Origin of the sequence: Rhodomicrobium sp. R_RK_3 (assembly GCF_002198715.1) — a bacterium.
Taxonomy (GTDB): Bacteria; Pseudomonadota; Alphaproteobacteria; order Rhizobiales; family Rhodomicrobiaceae; genus R-RK-3.
The window spans coordinates 324,293-339,815 of record NZ_MWLK01000021.1 but is presented as its reverse complement, the minus strand read 5'-3'; the positions used below and the strand labels follow the sequence as shown (position 1 = coordinate 339,815).

The following is a 15,523-nucleotide window of genomic DNA, read 5'->3' as shown; positions in this document are numbered from 1 at the left end:
TTACGGCATCTACGTACAGCCGATCAATTACCCGACCGTCGCCAAGGGCACCGAGCGCATCCGCCTCACCCCGACGCCGCTGCACACCGACGAGCATATGGACTGGCTCGCCTCGGCGCTGTCGGCGATGTGGGCGCAATGCCCGGTCGGCCAGGGGAAATATGTGGGGCTGGCGGCGGAATAGTTGCCGCCGCGCCGCGCCCGCGGCAGATCCATCGTTCCGCCTTGCGATATCCACAGGCTGCGCAATTTCCCATATTGCGCGGCCCTTGCTTTATTTGGCAAATACAGGGTCTGAACCAAGGTGAGTCGTTCGCGCGACTCAATCCTCTCGTGTGCTCAGCAATGAGACTGCGGGAGTTTTCCAGAATTATGAAAGCTTATCCACCGCTTTGTCGAAGCACACCTCGTGGTGCCTCACAAATGCCCTTATATCGACCCAACCTTGGTCACCCGGCCCCTTGCGTGCCATTCTGTGCTAACGAACCTTTGCTCGTGGGGAGCACCTATAGTGGCAGATCCCGTTCATCTGGATAAGCTTTGCCAAGGGCCAAAAGTCTGGAATGCTTGGCGCAGGGATAAAACTGAGCTTCTTCCTGATCTTAGAGATGCAAGCCTAACCCTGAGTCAGCGCCAGTTCGGGCCGAGTAATGGCGGGCCCGTCAATCTCAGCGACGCCGATTTGAGCGGCGCCGCCTTGCGTTACGCGACGCTGACGGGCGCCGATTTCCAGCATGCGACGCTGATCGCGGCGGATCTGGTGCATTCGCGCCTCGACGGCGCCAATCTCACCGCTGCCGATCTCACCGATTCGCTGTTCGATCATGCGGATCTGGCCGGCGCGCAGCTCGACGGCGCCATCGTCATCGGCGCCAGCTTCGCCAATGTGCGCAATCTCACGCAGGCACAGATCGCGGTCGCGCATGGCGACGCCAGCACCGTCCTGCCTCCCCATCTGACGCCCCCCGATAGCTGGTTCCCGCAATTGGAAGACGATTTTTTCCGCGAATATGCCGTCCCTGAACGCGCCCGCTATGAGGATCTTTACGAGGTTCTGGGCGTCGTCCGCACGGCAAAGCCGGATGAGATCCGCGCCTCCTTCCGCAATCTGGTGAAGAAATTCCACCCCGACCTCAATCCGGGCGACGTCGAGGCGCAGGAATCCTTCAAGCGCGTCTCGACCGCCTACCGCATCCTTAACGATGCCGAAAAGCGCGTGCGCTACGATCGCGGCGAGATCGGCCATGACGGCGAGATCAGCCCGGAATTTGCCGCCAGGAAACAGTTTCGCCGCTACGCCTTCCGCTTCTATGCCGCCGCCGCCATGTCGCTGCTGCTCTGCGGCAGCGTGCTCGGCGTCGTCTGGCATTCCGTACTGAGCGAGGATCGCGGGCGCGTCGCCATCGCCGTCGCCACGCCGCCCAAGACGCTCGAGCGGCTGGAATCGACGCCCTGGAGCGATGCCGGCGCGCGGATGAGCAACGGCACCCCCGTCCGGACCAATACCGAGGCCGCGCCGCAGCAAACCAAGCTTTTCGGCGCCGAAGCGCGTCTGGAGACGCATCGTCCGCAGCGCGACGCGGTCGCATCGGGCGCGCATCCCGCCGCCGCGGCCGAGCCGCCCGGCGCGCTCGCCCGGACGGATGCGCCGCAAGCGGATGCCGGGACGGAGGCTCCGGCCGGACAGGGCGAACAGGCCGCGCCGAACACCGAGACGGCCAGCGACGCCAGCGCCGCTCCCGAGCAGCAAACGGCCTCCGCCGAGCCCGCGCCCGGCACGGCCGGCGACAGCGCTGCGCCCGCGCCCGCCGCCGGGACGCCCCCAGCGGCGGACCATGCCGAACCGGCCCCTGCCCCCGAGCAGAAGCTGGCGAGTTTGACCGAAGCGCCGGACGCCGCTCCAACGCCTTCGGAAACCGCGTCCGGCCAGGACCCGGCGCCGGCGCAGGCCGAGTCGCCCGCCGGCGAACAGCCACCCGCGCCACCGGGGCCGGAGCAGCGCGCGGCGGCGGCTGAGGTTGAACCACAACCGGCGGCTTCTGACCTGGGAGGGACTGCCCGCCCTCTTGGCGACGACCATAGCGAAAAAGCGGCTCGTCCAGCACAAGCGGACGCGGCCGGCTCAGTCGCGCCCGCACAAATCCCGGCACAGCCCGCATCACCGGGCGCAGCGCAAATCCAGGCCGAAGACCTTGGCCGCGACGCGCTTGGCCGCGTCCTCATGCGCGGCGTCCAGGGCGGCCGGTCATCGCGCGACGCGGTCTCGGACATGTTCCGCATCCGGGCGGTCAGAAACGCGCTCGGCGAAGACCGCTCGCAATCAACCGCAAGCATGGACCCGCTCGCCCCGCGCGACCGGGACGAGGACCAGGAAGAAGTCTGGGATCTCTACACTCACTCGCTCCCCGACGAGCAGGCAGGCGAGGAACGCCCCTGGCCGGCGAGCCTCAAGACCGAGCCGAGCCAGCCCAGACCATCCCTGTCCGCTAAGGTTCCTCATGTGACCGGCAAGGTGCCCGAAAAGGCGCCTGCCCAGCCCCGGCTCGCGCAAGAGCAGCGCCAGCCCGAACCCGACCGCCGCCTCCGCCGCCAGGCCATCTCCGATATTCTGGCGGGAGGGCTTTAGCGCGGGGCAAAGCAGGGCACGGGCGCGCCGGCGGCGGCAGCCTCCCGAAGACACGCTCGCCGGGTTAATCGGCGGCGTCCGATCGCGGGTATGGGACCGGCGAAACAAGCGCGGAGCCGGCCCGCTTCGGTGATCTCCCGCGGCTACTCGGCTTCCCGCGCCACGATATGGAAGAGCCCGCGCCAGGCACGGCCTCCTTCCGCTCGATGTCGAAATCCGCTCGGCAACGCGACTCCGCGCTCGGCAATGGCGCCATCGCCATGTTGCGGCCAGATGCTCTGGAAAGTGCTCCCGGGCCTGCTGGCGACGAGCGTCACCACCAGACGAGATCGCCGACGCGCGCCCAGGCGGGCGTCCGGACGTGTGGTTCGGCCGCCCGCGCTCAATCGATGCCCGGATTGTATATTCCGGGCAACATCGGCGGAATTTCCGAGTAGTCCACTCAGGAATTCCCTTGCCCGAATGTCTCGGCGTGCGTAGATGCGTGAGAGGCGTCATAGCCGCCTCCGTTTGAGTATGTTGGGGGACTTTAGCGTAATGAATCAGGAAGATCGGCGGATCCCCCGGAGATGCGGCCAATGGCGATCTTACGCTCGGAGCGGTTGGCCAGACCTTCGGGATAGCGCCAACACGGTGTCGACTCTCGCGCCGTGGTCGACGCGATGGTCTTGCTGACGATTGGAGCCTGATCGTGAACGCCACCAATCTGTTCGACAATGACTATGTCGCGACGGACTTTGGCACCGATGCCTTTTACGGCGACGCCAGGACGGTCGGGCAACCCTGAAGCACACTTGGTAAGCCATCGCGCGCCAGCCCCTTCCATTGTCCCCGGCTCGCAGGGCCGGGGGACGCAACCATTACGGATAGAAGTCCAATTCACATGCGCATGACGCGCCGCGCCGCGCTCGCCTCGCTAGCGGCCTGCCTCGCGGCGCCCGCCGACTCGGCGAGCGGCATTCGTTTCACCCACGCCTATGGCGAGACCGTGCTGCCGCGCCCGGCGCGGCGCGTGGTGTCGCTCGGCTATACGACGCAGGATGCGCTGCTCGCGCTCGGCGTTCCGCCCCTCGCCATCCGCCAATGGTACGGGCCGTTTCCGTTCGGCGTCTGGCCCTGGGCGCAGCCTTACCTCAACGGCGCGCAGCCGCTCCTGATCTCGGGCGAGGTCTCGGCGGAGGTCGTCGCCGCGCTGGAGCCCGACCTGATCGTCGGCATCGGCTCGGGCATTTCGCAGGCGGAATATGCAGTGCTGTCGCGTATCGCCCCGGTGCTGATGCAGGACGCCGCCCGCTCGGCCTATGGCACGCCCTGGGACGAGCTGACGCGCACGCTCGGGCGCGCGCTCGGCAAGGAGGCCGCCGCCGATGATCTCATCGCGCAGGTCAGGCAGCGCTTTGCCGAGGCGACGGCGCGGCATCCGGCCTGGTCCGGCCAGACGGCGGTGGCCGCCTATCATGGCGGCGGCCGGACGGGGGCGTTCGTCGGCGCGGATACGCGGGCGCGCTTTCTCGCCGAGCTCGGTTTCCGCCCGACCCCGGAGGTGGAGCGGCTGAGCGCGCCGCAGCTCTTTTACACCGACCTGTCGCCCGAGGATCTTTCGCCGCTCGATGCCGATGTGCTGGTCTGGGTCTCGGCCTTCGAAAAGGCGCCCGACCTCGTCGCCCTGCCGATGCGGCGCACGCTGAGAGCCTACGCGCAAGGCCGCGAGGTTTTTGCCGGGGCGCTGCTCGCGGGAGCGATGTCGTTTTGCAGCGTGCTGTCGCTGCCCTTCGCCCTGTCCAAGCTGGAGGACGACATCGCGGCCGCCTCGGACGGCACGCTGGGAACGGCCGTCCCGTCGGCCAAGGCAGCGGGGCTGGCGCCATGAAGCCTTTGGGATGGGTCATGCTGCTGCTTGCGGTGGCGGCGGCGCTGACGCTCGGCATCGGCGTGCGCCCGGTCGGCATCGCCGAGATCTGGCAGGCATTCGCGGCGCCTGACCCGAACAATCCGGCCCATGTCACCATTCTGTCGATCCGCCTGCCCCGGCTTTGGGCCGGCATCATCGCGGGCGGGGCGCTCGGCATGGCGGGCACGGTGATGCAGGCGCTGACGCGCAATCCGCTCGCCGATCCCGGCATCCTCGGGATCAACGCGGGCGCTGCCTTTGCCATCGTCTTCGGATCGCTGCTGCTGCAACAGGCCGATGTCGGGCTGGTCGCGGTGCTGGCCTTCCCGGGCGCGGCGCTGGCGTCGCTGGCCGTGTTCCTGCTCGGCGGGGGACGGCATGGCGATGCCGGACCTGTCAGGCTCGCTTTGGCGGGCGCCGCGCTGAACGCGCTGCTGCTTTCGCTGGTTTCGGGAGTGGTGGTGCTGCGGGCGGATTCGCTGGAGGTGTTCCGCTTCTGGGTGGTGGGCTCGCTCGCCCAGGCCGGCGAGCGCCCGCTGATGGCCATGGCGGCCGTGACGCTGTTCGGCGCCGGGCTGGCCCTCGCGCTCGCCCCGCGCATCGAGGCGCTGTCGCTCGGCTCGGCGCTGTCACGGGGTCTCGGGACGCGCCCCGGCAGAGTGCAGGCCGGCGGGCTGCTCGCCGTGACGGCGCTGACCGGCGCGGCGGTCTCGGTGGCGGGGCCGGTCGCCTTTCTCGGCCTGATGGTGCCGCCGATCTCGCGCCGCATCACCGGGCACGAGCTGCGCGCCGAACTGCTCGTCTCGGCGAGCCTTGGGGCATCGATCCTGCTGCTGGCCGACACGGCGGGACGGCTGATCTTCGCCCCAGCCGAGCTGGGCGCCGGCGTGATGACCGCGCTGATCGGCGGCCCCGTCTTCGTCCTGATCGCGCGGCGGCTCTTGCCGGGAGGCCAGACATGAGGGGCGCCATCATCCTCGCCGCGATCATCGCCCTGTCCGCCGCGCTGTCGCTGACGCTCGGCGAGGTGCATCTCGGCCTCGACGCGCTGTGGCAGGGGCTGTGGGGCGGCGACGGGCCGGGCGCGCTGACGATCCGCATCATTCGCGGACCGCGCGTCGCCGTGGCGCTGGGCGCCGGAGCGGTGCTGGGGCTTTCCGGCGCGATCTTCCAGATGCTGCTGCGCAATCCGCTGGCCGCGCCCGACGTGATGGGCTTCACCGCCGGCGCCGGGCTTGCCGTGGTGGCGGCGCTTTCGGCCGGTTTGATCCTACCCATGCCGCTCGTCGCCGCGGCGGGCGGGCTCGCCGCCGCCGCCGTCGTCGCCGTCTGCGCCTATCGGCCGGGCCAGAGCGTCGCCCCGCTGACGCTGGTCCTGGTCGGGCTCGGTGTCGCCTACACGATCGCGGCTCTCGGCGCCTTCGTCGTGACCCGCCTGCCGGGTCCGGAAGCGGCGGAGGCGCAGCGCTGGTTCGCCGGCTCGCTCGCGGCGCGCGACTGGGGCCATGCCTTGCAGGTGTGGGGGATCGGCGCGGTGCTGGCGCTGGCGCTCGTGCCTCAGGTGCGGGCGCTGGAACTGCTCGACCTCGGCAGCGATCTCGCCGGAGGGCTCGGGCTGAGAGTCGGACGGGCGCGCTGGCTTCTCGCGCTGACGGGCGTCCTGCTGGCGGCGGCGGGGGTGGCCGTTGCGGGCCCGATCCCGTTCGTCGCGCTGATGGCCGCGCCGCTCGGGGCACGGCTCGCCGGTGCGCGCGGCGCAACGGGACGGCTCGCCGCCGCGGCCGGGGCCGGGGCCATCATCACCGTACTGGCGGATCTTGCCGCGCGCGCGGCGATCCCGGGCCTGCAACTGCCGATCGGCATCATGACGGGCATATTGGGCGCGCCCTATCTGCTCTGGCGCCTGTCGCGCGAAATGGAGAAAGGCGAGCTGTGACGGAGATGACGCTCAAAGCCGAGGCGCTGACCCTCGGCTACCGCGACCGCGTGGTGATCCGCGAGCTGACGCTGTCGCCGCCGGTGGGCAAGGTCACGTCGATTCTCGGGCCGAATGGCTGCGGAAAATCCACGCTTTTGCGCGCGCTGGCGCGGCTGATCCGTCCGATCAGCGGGCGCGTCACCCTGGGCGGCAAGGACATCCACGCCGAGGACACGCGCGCGCTCGCCCGGCGCATCGCCATCCTGCCGCAGGCGCCGCTGGCGCCCGACGGCATCGTCGTCGAGGATCTGGTGAAGCGCGGGCGCACGCCCTGGCGCGGCTTCCTCGCGCCCTGGAGCGAGGCCGATGCCGAGGCCTGCGCCGAGGCGCTCGCCGCCGTCGACATGCGGGCCGAGGCCCGCCGCTCGCTGAACGAGCTGTCCGGCGGCCAGCGCCAGCGCGCATGGCTGGCGCTCGTGCTCGCCCAGAAGACGCCGCTTCTCCTGCTCGACGAGCCCACGACCTGGCTCGACCTGCCGCATCAGATCGAGGTGCTCTCGCTGCTGCGCCGGCGCAACCGCGAGGCGGGAACGACGGTGATCAGCGTGCTGCACGACCTCAACCTCGCTGCGCGCTTTTCCGATCATCTGATTTTGCTGGGGCCGCAAGGGGTGGTTGCCGAAGGCCGCCCCGATGAGGTCATGACGGCGGAAAATCTTCAGCGCTCCTTCGCGCTCTCGGCCCGCATCATGCCCGATCCTGTCACGGGAGCGCCCATGATCATTCCGCTTTAGCGGTCAGGCTTCCTCGGCTTCCGGGCTGTCGCCGTCGAAGCCGCGGCGCCAGAAGGCCGCGACCATGTGCTGCTGGCGCGTCAGCCCGCGCTCGCCGCGCAGATATTTGCGCAAGGAGCGGAACGTCTTGTGCTCGCCGCCGGCCCAGACGAACACGCTGCGGCCGTCATCGGGGATGGCGACGCCGCGCACGGCATCTTCCAGCAGCGTCGTCGTGCCGGCTTTGGCCTCTCCGCGATGCAGCCACGCCAGATCCAGGCCGGCGGCCGATGCGAGCCGCTGCTCCTCCGCCGCATCGGGGATCTCGACGCGCACCACCGCCTGCACCGAAGCGGGCAATTCCTCCAGCATGCGCCCGATGGCGGGCAGCGCCGTTTCGTCGCCCGCCAGCAGAACCCAGTCTGCGGATGGCGTCACGCCGCCGCCGGGACCGGTGATGCCGACGATGTCGCCCGGCTTGGCTTTCACCGCAAAGCCGGCGCCTGGATAGGCATCGCCCTCATGGATGACGAAATCGACGTCCATCTCGCCCTTGGCCACGTCGATCGAGCGGATGGTATAGATGCGGCCGGTCAGCTTGGCGGCGCCGGTCGGCCAGACGATCCGGCCATCCGCGCCCAGCGTCGGCCAGGAAATCTCCGCAAGCCCCGATGCCGGGAACAGCAGGCGGATGTGCAGGCCGCCGCTGGCGAAGCGGGCAATATCCTCGCCGGCCAGCCTGACGCGCCGCATGTTGGGCGTCACGTCGCGAGCGCCGACAACCCGCATCTCCCGGAAAAACGGCAGGGGCCCGCCCGTGACGCCGTCGCCCCGCCAGACGATATCCGGCTTGTCGGAGGGAGCGTATTCCAGCACATGCTCGACGACCATCATCTTCACGTAAGACAGCGTGCTCTCGTCATAACCGAAAGCCTGGACACTCATGCGGCTGTCGTCGCATTCGAGGATCGCCGTGCCGAACTCGGCCACCAGCCGGGCCTTGTCGCCATCGACGATGACGTCGCAATGCTCGACGAAATGGTCGCAGAGCTGGCGCATCACGTCGCGCGGCGCGGAGAGCCCGAAGCGCGTCGCCGCGCGCATGGGGAATTCGATCTGTTCAGCCATACCGGCTCGTTCCTTTTCCGACGAAAGTGATATGGACCGGCCATCCACGATGGGCCGACGCTTTCGGGAAGCGTTCAAGCGAGACCGGTGGCCGCGAGCGGTAGGATCAGCCCTTCAGCTTAGCGCGTGACCGCCCGGACGCACCACCTCCTTGGCTGCAGGGGCGCCGCGGGCAGACCAGTCCTTTTCGGAAGACGTTTTTGGCCGATGAGAATTTAAGCCCGAAGGCGCTTAGCGTGCTCCTGGACCTCTCCTCCCGTCGTCCCGGGCGGCCGTCAGGCCGGACCGGGACCCATTGGCAGAGCCGCTGGCACCGTGGCAGCCGAGAGGCTAGTAGGGCCCGGCTCTACGGCCGGGGCGACGGGATTGAGATTGGACAGTCCAGTCAGTCGCACCCGGGGCAATCCGACATTCCGCCCTCGACGGCACAACACGCGGGCACTCGCCAACGGAACCGCGCCACGGCGCAATGGCAACCGCCCCTCCTAGCCGCCCTTCCTCTCGCTCTTCTCCGCGGATTTCTTCGCCACGGACGGATTGCGCTCGGGGACGGGCACGGCGTCGACCGGAACGATGCCGGCGGCGGCGGCGGCAGCGGGCTTCTTGTCCAGCCCGACCAAGGCCGCGCATTCGGCGGGAAGCTGGGCGACCGTCATCGGCTTTTTCGGCTTGGCGGGCTTTGCCGGGGTCGTGGGAGCGGGCGGCGTGGCGACGACGGGCGGCTTTTTCAGCTTCTTCAGCCAGGAATCGACCTCCTTGCCGCAGCCATCGTCGGTGCCGGCGGGGGGCTGGTTGATGCAGCCCTGCGATCCGGCCGGGCAGGCCAGCCGGACGTGGAAATGATAATGATGCCCCCACCAGGGCCGCACCTTCGACAGCCACGGCTCCTTCTTGTCGCCGTTCCAGACGCAGAGCGCCTTCTTGATCGCCGGATGCACGAAGATGCGCGCCACTTCCGGATAGGACGCCGCCCGCTTGATCAGCTTGGCCTGCCCCTCGCTCCAGATCCTCGGATCGACCGAGACGCCGTCCTCGGCCAGCATCGAGGTCGCGGCCTTGTCTTCCCGCTCCTGGGGGCTCAGCGTATTGGCGGGCATCGGCGTCAGCCAGACATCGGCGTCGAGGCCGATCTGATGGCTGGCATGGCCGGTCAGCATCGGACCGCCCATCGGCTGCGCCATGTCGCCGACCAGCAGGCCCGGCCAGTTGTCCTTGGCCTTGGCGTCCTCCGCCAGCCGCTCCAGATAGGCGACCAGCACCGGATGGCCCCAATTGCGGTTGCGCGACAGGCGCATGGCCTGCCAAGAGGGGCCGTCAATGGGCAGCGGCTTGGCGCCGGCGATGCAGCCGCGCGCATAGCCGCCGAAGGAGCGGGCGGCGAGCGGCGAAGGCAGCTTCTGGGCGCCGAAGATTTCCATGGCGGCCGGCGAGTACGGCGCCGCCGCGACGGGCTTGGCTCGATGCTTTGCCCGCTTGGGCTTCGCCTCGGCGGCCTGCAGGCCGAAGAGCAGCGAAAGCACGAGTATGAATAACATACGCATGTACGAAGGCTGTCCCCATTTTCGCCGTTCAAGCGCCGTTCAATGCCGGCGCCTTATCGAGCAGATTAACGTAAAGCCCAAAAATTGTTCTGATCGACGGGTGCTCACGCATGATGCATTCAGGATCATGGCGTAGTGTTGGTGAATTATGGCTGCGTATCGCGTAACGGATTTTATCGGACACAAGCACAGGTTGTGTATGCGGCGACTGCGCGCATGCTGACCCGGCGGCGATTCCTGCAAGGCGCGGGCGGCCTGGTGCTGCTCGGCGCGAGCGGCAGCGCCTATGCCGGCGTGATCGAGCCGCGCTTCCGGCTCTCGCTCGCCGAGTGGACGGTGGCGCATCCGGCATGGCCCGCCGCCGCGCCGCCCTTGCGCATCGTCGCGCTCGCCGATCTGCACGCCATGCATCCGTGGATGCCGGTGCCGCGCATCGAGTCCATCGTCGCGGAGGCGAATGCGCTGAGGCCCGACCTGATCGTGCTGCTCGGCGATTATGTCGCCGGGATGCAGCGGTTTCGCACCGGCATCGTGCCGATCGCCGATTGGACGCAAGCGCTCGCCGCTTTGCGGGCGCCGCTCGGCGTCCATGCCGTGCTCGGCAATCATGATTGGTGGGTGGATGCCAAGGCCGTCCGGCGCGGGCTGGAGAGCTCCGGCATCGAGGTGCTGGAGAACATGGCGGTGAAGCTGAGCGGGGACGGCCGCCGCTTCTGGCTCGCCGGTCTCGGCGACCAGCTCGCCATCCCGCAGGCGCGCGGCTTCAAGGGCGTCGACGACCTGCCGACCACCATCGCGCAGATCTCAGGCGACACCGATCCCGCCATCCTGCTCGCGCATGAGCCCGATATCTTCCCCCGCGTGCCGGAACGGGTGACGCTGACGCTGTCCGGCCATACCCATGGCGGGCAGGTGCTGTTGCCTTTCATCGGCCGTCCGGCGGTGCCCTCGCGCTATGGCGAGCGCTTTGCTTACGGGCATATCGTCGAGGGCGGACGGCATCTGATCGTCTCGGCCGGGCTCGGCCTGTCGTGCTTCCCGGTGCGCTTCATGGTGCCGCCGGAAATCGCCCTCATCACGCTGACGGCGCCGGGTCCCGGTCCGGCCTGAAGGCCGCCCGGGACGACGCATGGTGGTGATCTGTTATTTCGTCGCCCCGGACGGAGCGAAGCGACGAGCCGGGCTTATTTGAGCGCGGTCAGTTTACTGGAGCCGTTTTCAAGCCGGACCTCGCGCCAATCCGCTGCCCGATTCCCTCTCCCTGGGGAGAGGGTTAGGGTGAGGGGTTGGTGCCTCACGGCTGACTCACGAACCCCTCACCCGGCACTTCGCGCCGACGTCTCCCAAGGGAGAGGTTGCGCTGCGGCGGGTGGGAGGATCTTGGTTCAGCCCGAACAGATTCACGACTGGCGCAGCAGCTCAGCTTGCTGCCGCGAGCTTCGCCGTCGCCGGCTGCACTTCCAGCGTGTAATCCTGCATCAGCGTCTGCGTGATCTCGCCGACGGTGAAGCGGTAATCGCCGATCTCCGACACCGGCGTGACTTCCGCCGCGCTGCCGGTCAGGAAGCATTGCTCGAAATCGGCCATCTCCTCCGGCATCATCGGCCGCTCGATGACGGTCCAGCCGCGCTTCTTGGCGAGGCCGATGACGGTGCGGCGGGTGATGCCGTCGAGGAAGCAATCGGGAAGCGGCGTGTGCAGCTCCTCACCCTTGACGAAGAAGATGTTGGCGCCCGTCGATTCCGCGATGCGGCCGCGCCAATCCAGCATCAGCGCATCGGCATAGCCGAGCCGCTCGGCGCGGTGCTTCTCGATGGTGCAGATCATATAGAGGCCGGTCGCCTTGGATTTCGACGGCGCGGTGCGCGGGTCGGGGCGGCAATATTCGGCCATGCACAGCCGGATGCCCTTCAGCCGCTGCTCCATGGCGAAATAGCTCGGCCAGACCCAGGAGGCGACGGCGAAATTGATGCGGTTGTTCTGCGCCGCGACGCCCATCTGCTCGGAGCCGCGCCAGGCGATCGGGCGGACATAGCCGTCGACGATATTGTTGGCGCGCACCGCCTCGCGGCAGGCCTGGTCGATCTCGGCGACGCTATAGGGGATCTCGAAGCCGAGCAGCTTGGCCGAATTGTGCAGGCGCTCGGTATGCTCGGTCAGCTTGAAGATCTCGCCGCCATAGACGCGCTCACCTTCGAAGACGGCGCTGGCATAATGCAGCCCATGCGTCAGCACATGCACCTTGGCCTCGCGCCACGGAACCAGCGCGCCGTTGAACCAGATGAAGCCGTCTCTTTGGTCGAAGGGTTCGGATGCCATAATTTCCTCCAGCGGCGGGCATAAGCCTCTAGCGGGTTCTTTGAGATAGCGCTGGCTGCTGCCCTAAAACATTATTCCCCCGCGTTTTTTTCGGCGGGACGTCGGAAAAAAGCGCGAACGTGAAGAGGTTAGTCTTGCTCCGGCTAACAAACAAGATCAAATATGTCAACATGGCTGACATAAATTCGCGCATCAGTGACCCCGAAGCCGCGCCCGAAAGGGACCGCGCCGAGCCGCTACGGCAGGAGGATCTCTACTGGTATGTCGAGGCGTTGTTTTTCGCCTATCGCGACTTCATCGGCGACCCCGACCGCATCCTCGACGAAATCGGATTCGGCCGCGCCCATCACCGCGTCCTGCATTTCATCCACCGCTATCCCGGCATGCGTGTGGCCGATCTGCTCGACATCCTGCAGATCACCAAGCAGAGTTTGGCGAGAGTGCTTCGCGAGCTGATAAAAGAAGGCTATGTTGCCCAGCATTCGGGCAAATCGGACCGGCGCGAGCGTCTGCTCTATGTCACCGATGAGGGCGGCGTGCTGGCGAGGCGTCTCGCCGCGCCGCAGATCGAGAAGCTGCGCGCGGCATTGGGGCCGCTCGGCAAGGATGGCGACGCGGCGGTCAGGCGCTTCCTGGAGGCGATGATCGGCCCGGCCGAGCCGTCGCCGCGCCTGAGGGCGACGGACCCGTTCGCGGAGGATGGATTGAGGGGAAGGCCATGAGCGAGGTGATGAATGGGGGACCGGCCGCGACGGCGGTGCCCGACGATGCGCCGCATATTCTCGTCGTCGACGACGACAAGCGCATCCGCGACCTGCTCGCCCGCTTCCTGATGGAGAGCGGCTACCGCGTCACCACCGCCGAGGATGCCGCCGCGGCGCGCGCCTCCATGCGCGGCCTCGCCTTCGACCTGATCGTGCTCGACATCATGATGCCGGGCGAAACCGGCCTTTCCTTCGCGCAAGGGCTGCGCACCCATTCGCAGATCCCGATCCTGATGCTGACGGCGCGCACCGAGGCGGAAGACCGCATCGCCGGGCTCGAAATCGGCGCCGACGATTATCTCTCCAAGCCGTTCGAGCCGCGCGAATTGCTTTTGCGCATGAAGAACATCCTCAACCGGCGCACCGAAGTCGCCGCCGGGCCGCAGGAAATCGTTTTCGGTAAATACAGCTTCCATCCCGTCCGGGGCGAGCTGCGCGCCGACGGCGAGGCGATCAAGCTCACCGAAATCGAGCGCAACCTGCTGCGCCATTTTGCGCTGCGCCCGGGCACGCCGGTCGACCGCGAGGACCTTGCCAACCTCTCCGGCCATGACAGCGAGCGCGCCGTCGACGTCCAGATCAACCGGCTGCGGCGCAAGATCGAAGCCGACCCCGCCAATCCCGCCTATCTGCAGACGGTCCGGGGACGCGGCTACATCTTCTACGTCGACTGATGGCCTCGATCACCGACCAGCACGGCGTCGAGCCGATCCGCCCCGCCGACAGGACACGGCAGTTCTTCCGGAAATTGGGCGGGCTGGGATCGGTGGTGCTGCCGAAGGGCCTTTACGCCCGCGCGCTCATCATCATCATCGCGCCGATCGTGCTTTTGCAATCGGTGCTCGTCTTCGTCTTCATGGAGCGGCATTGGGAATATGTCACGCGGCGGCTCTCGACCGCGACCGTCCAGGATATCGCCATGCTGGTCTCGGTCTATGAGAGCTACCCGCATCCGGACGGCTATGAAAAACTGACCGATCTCGCCCGCAAGCAGCTTGGCCTCGCCGCCCAGATCATCCCGCGCGGCGCGCTGCCGCCGCGCCAGCCGCGCCCGTTCTTCGGCTTCCTCGACCGCACCCTGACCAAGACGCTGCGCGAAAAAATCGACAATCCGTTCTGGATCGACACCGTCGGCGAGAGCGACCATGTCGACATCCGCATCCAGCTCGACGGCGCGGTGCTGAAAGTGCTGGCCCGGCGAAGTCAGACCTACGCCTCGAACACCCATATTTTCATGATCTGGATGGTGACGACCTCGCTGATCCTGCTGACGGTCGCCATCCTGTTCCTGCGCAACCAGATCAGGCCGATCCTGGCTCTCGCGGAGGCGGCCGAATGTTTCGGCCGAGGGCAACCCGTCCCGAAGGATTTTCGCGTGCGCGGCGCGCGCGAAGTGCGCCAGGCCGCCCTCGCCTTCATGGAAATGCGCGACCGCATCGAGCGCCATGTCGAGCAGCGCACCACCATGCTCGCCGGCGTCAGCCACGACCTGCGCACGGTGCTGACCCGCTTCCGGCTGCAACTGGCGATGCTCGGCGACAAGCCGGAAGTGGCGGAACTGGCCAATGATGTCGATGAAATGCAGCAGATGCTGGAGGATTACCTCGCCTTCTCCAAGGGCGGCACCGGCGAGGAAGCGGCCACCGCCGATGTCTTCGCCATGCTGAAGGAGATCCACACCGCCTTTGCCGGCCATCCCGGCCGCAGCGTCCGGCTGAATGCGCCGAACCATCAGTTCTTCGTCACCATCCGCCGCAATGCCTTCAAGCGGGCGGTGATGAATCTGGTCAGCAACGCCACCCGCTTCGGCAAGCAGATCTCGATCACCGCCGTGCATTCGCGCCGCAATCTCGTGGTGACCGTCGAGGATGACGGCCCCGGCATCCCGGCGGGCCTGCGCGAGACCGTGTTCCGCCCGTTCTACAGCCTGGACGATGCCCGCAACCAGAACGTCAAGAGCACCGGCCTCGGTCTCGCCATCGCCCGCGACATCATCCGCGCCCATGGCGGCGAGATTCATCTCAGCGAAAGCCGCATGGGCGGCCTGAAGGCGACGATCCGGGTGCCGCTTTAGGGCGAATCCCCATTCCGTCGCCCAGGCCGTAGAGCGGGGCCTTCTCGGCTCGCCGCAAGCACGCTGCCCCTATTCCGCGAGCGGGTCCAGGTCCAAGCTGACGGCCGACCGGGACGACGGGAGATGATACCCAACGCGATGCGTAAGGGGTTAGAGCAGGATCGCTTAGATGAGCCCGAAAGGCGAGTGCCTCCACGATCCGCAGCCGGACTCCCTCTCCCTTGGGAGAGGGCGGGGGTGAGGGGTTCGTGCCTTAGCCGTGAGTCCGCAACCCCTCACCCGGCGTGCTAACGCACGCCACCCTCTCCCCTTGGAGAGGGTTCGGCTACGGATAGGGTCGGGCCGAAAATGATGGCGCTCAGGCGTGAGATCGAGTTGCGCATCGCGCTCTCCGCTGTCATTCCCGCGAAGGCGGGGATCCAGTACGCCGCAGCAACCGGGATCGACGCAATGCCCCTCGGCTGGCGCTGCCCATTACCGGATCCCCGC

At 67.7% G+C, this 15,523-nt stretch carries 11 protein-coding genes and 3 pseudogenes; 11 read left to right on the top strand and 3 right to left on the bottom strand.

Features of this window, described 5'->3' with window-relative positions:
• The 7 genes and pseudogenes from BLEFHOIH_RS12425 to BLEFHOIH_RS12395 all read left to right on the top strand — a co-directional run.
• Positions 1-184: pseudogene (locus tag BLEFHOIH_RS12425) on the top strand (aminotransferase class I/II-fold pyridoxal phosphate-dependent enzyme); the annotation flags it as partial.
• A gap of 225 nt (positions 185-409) precedes the next feature.
• Positions 410-895, top strand: a pseudogene (locus BLEFHOIH_RS27615) (pentapeptide repeat-containing protein); the annotation flags it as partial.
• A gap of 90 nt (positions 896-985) precedes the next feature.
• Positions 986-1,240, top strand: a pseudogene (locus BLEFHOIH_RS27610) (DnaJ domain-containing protein); the annotation flags it as partial.
• A gap of 2,269 nt (positions 1,241-3,509) precedes the next feature.
• A complete protein-coding gene (locus tag BLEFHOIH_RS12410) occupies positions 3,510-4,496 on the top strand; it encodes an ABC transporter substrate-binding protein (protein ID WP_088345824.1) in 987 nt (328 codons plus the stop codon).
• Positions 4,493-5,479 (top strand): iron ABC transporter permease, encoded by a 987-nt coding sequence (locus BLEFHOIH_RS12405; RefSeq protein WP_088345822.1) that lies wholly within the window; start codon positions 4,493-4,495, stop codon positions 5,477-5,479. The genes BLEFHOIH_RS12410 and BLEFHOIH_RS12405 overlap by 4 nt, the downstream gene beginning before the upstream one ends.
• Complete coding sequence (locus tag BLEFHOIH_RS12400) at positions 5,476-6,453, top strand: iron ABC transporter permease (RefSeq protein ID WP_088345819.1); 978 nt, start codon at positions 5,476-5,478, stop codon at positions 6,451-6,453. Before BLEFHOIH_RS12405 ends, BLEFHOIH_RS12400 begins: the two co-directional genes overlap by 4 nt.
• Before the next feature lie 5 nt (positions 6,454-6,458).
• Positions 6,459-7,229, top strand: a complete 771-nt coding sequence (locus BLEFHOIH_RS12395; protein WP_088345817.1) for an ABC transporter ATP-binding protein — start codon at positions 6,459-6,461, stop codon at positions 7,227-7,229.
• 3 nt (positions 7,230-7,232) lie between these two features.
• Here the strand turns inward: BLEFHOIH_RS12395 and BLEFHOIH_RS12390 are convergent, their stop codons facing one another.
• The gene (locus tag BLEFHOIH_RS12390) at positions 7,233-8,336 is read right to left on the bottom strand and encodes a siderophore-interacting protein (protein ID WP_088345815.1); all 1,104 of its coding nucleotides are present in this window, start codon (positions 8,334-8,336) and stop codon (positions 7,233-7,235) included.
• Positions 8,337-8,821: 485 nt separating this feature from the next.
• A complete protein-coding gene (mepA, locus tag BLEFHOIH_RS12385) occupies positions 8,822-9,877 on the bottom strand; it encodes a penicillin-insensitive murein endopeptidase (RefSeq protein WP_245296983.1) in 1,056 nt (351 codons plus the stop codon).
• 216 nt (positions 9,878-10,093) lie between these two features.
• Here mepA and BLEFHOIH_RS12380 point away from each other — a divergent pair, with 216 nt between their 5' ends.
• Positions 10,094-10,987: a metallophosphoesterase gene (locus BLEFHOIH_RS12380; RefSeq protein WP_088345884.1), complete on the top strand. Its 894-nt coding sequence runs from the start codon at positions 10,094-10,096 to the stop codon at positions 10,985-10,987.
• Between the two features lie 309 nt (positions 10,988-11,296).
• On the opposite strand, the gene BLEFHOIH_RS12375 is transcribed toward BLEFHOIH_RS12380, so the two are convergent.
• A complete protein-coding gene (locus tag BLEFHOIH_RS12375; protein WP_088345811.1) occupies positions 11,297-12,196 on the bottom strand; it encodes a branched-chain amino acid aminotransferase in 900 nt (299 codons plus the stop codon).
• Positions 12,197-12,366: 170 nt separating this feature from the next.
• Between BLEFHOIH_RS12375 and BLEFHOIH_RS12370 the strand changes: the two genes are divergently transcribed.
• Genes BLEFHOIH_RS12370 through BLEFHOIH_RS12360 form a run of 3 tightly spaced genes read left to right on the top strand, consistent with a single transcriptional unit; the run spans position 12,367 to position 15,034 of the window.
• On the top strand, positions 12,367-12,918 hold the full coding sequence (locus BLEFHOIH_RS12370) for a MarR family transcriptional regulator (RefSeq protein ID WP_088345882.1): 552 nt from the start codon (positions 12,367-12,369) through the stop codon (positions 12,916-12,918).
• The gene (locus BLEFHOIH_RS12365) at positions 12,915-13,634 is read left to right on the top strand and encodes a response regulator (protein ID WP_088345809.1); all 720 of its coding nucleotides are present in this window, start codon (positions 12,915-12,917) and stop codon (positions 13,632-13,634) included. The genes BLEFHOIH_RS12370 and BLEFHOIH_RS12365 overlap by 4 nt, the downstream gene beginning before the upstream one ends.
• A complete protein-coding gene (locus BLEFHOIH_RS12360) occupies positions 13,634-15,034 on the top strand; it encodes an ATP-binding protein (RefSeq protein WP_088345807.1) in 1,401 nt (466 codons plus the stop codon). Before BLEFHOIH_RS12365 ends, BLEFHOIH_RS12360 begins: the two co-directional genes overlap by 1 nt.
• Positions 15,035-15,523: the final 489 nt, after the last annotated feature.

Excerpts from the sequence above, each read along its gene's own strand:
- BLEFHOIH_RS12395 (WP_088345817.1), top strand. The coding sequence starts at position 6,459 with ATGACGCTCAAAGCCGAGGCGCTGACCCTCGGCTACCGCGACCGCGTG.
- BLEFHOIH_RS12365 (WP_088345809.1), top strand. The coding sequence starts at position 12,915 with ATGAGCGAGGTGATGAATGGGGGACCGGCCGCGACGGCGGTGCCCGAC.
- BLEFHOIH_RS12410 (WP_088345824.1), top strand. The coding sequence starts at position 3,510 with ATGCGCATGACGCGCCGCGCCGCGCTCGCCTCGCTAGCGGCCTGCCTC.
- BLEFHOIH_RS12400 (WP_088345819.1), top strand. The coding sequence starts at position 5,476 with ATGAGGGGCGCCATCATCCTCGCCGCGATCATCGCCCTGTCCGCCGCG.
- BLEFHOIH_RS12370 (WP_088345882.1), top strand. The coding sequence starts at position 12,367 with ATGGCTGACATAAATTCGCGCATCAGTGACCCCGAAGCCGCGCCCGAA.
- BLEFHOIH_RS12390 (WP_088345815.1), bottom strand. The coding sequence starts at position 8,336 with ATGGCTGAACAGATCGAATTCCCCATGCGCGCGGCGACGCGCTTCGGG.
- mepA (WP_245296983.1), bottom strand. The coding sequence starts at position 9,877 with ATGCGTATGTTATTCATACTCGTGCTTTCGCTGCTCTTCGGCCTGCAG.
- BLEFHOIH_RS12405 (WP_088345822.1), top strand. The coding sequence starts at position 4,493 with ATGAAGCCTTTGGGATGGGTCATGCTGCTGCTTGCGGTGGCGGCGGCG.
- BLEFHOIH_RS12380 (WP_088345884.1), top strand. The coding sequence starts at position 10,094 with ATGCTGACCCGGCGGCGATTCCTGCAAGGCGCGGGCGGCCTGGTGCTG.
- BLEFHOIH_RS12375 (WP_088345811.1), bottom strand. The coding sequence starts at position 12,196 with ATGGCATCCGAACCCTTCGACCAAAGAGACGGCTTCATCTGGTTCAAC.
- BLEFHOIH_RS12360 (WP_088345807.1), top strand. The coding sequence starts at position 13,634 with ATGGCCTCGATCACCGACCAGCACGGCGTCGAGCCGATCCGCCCCGCC.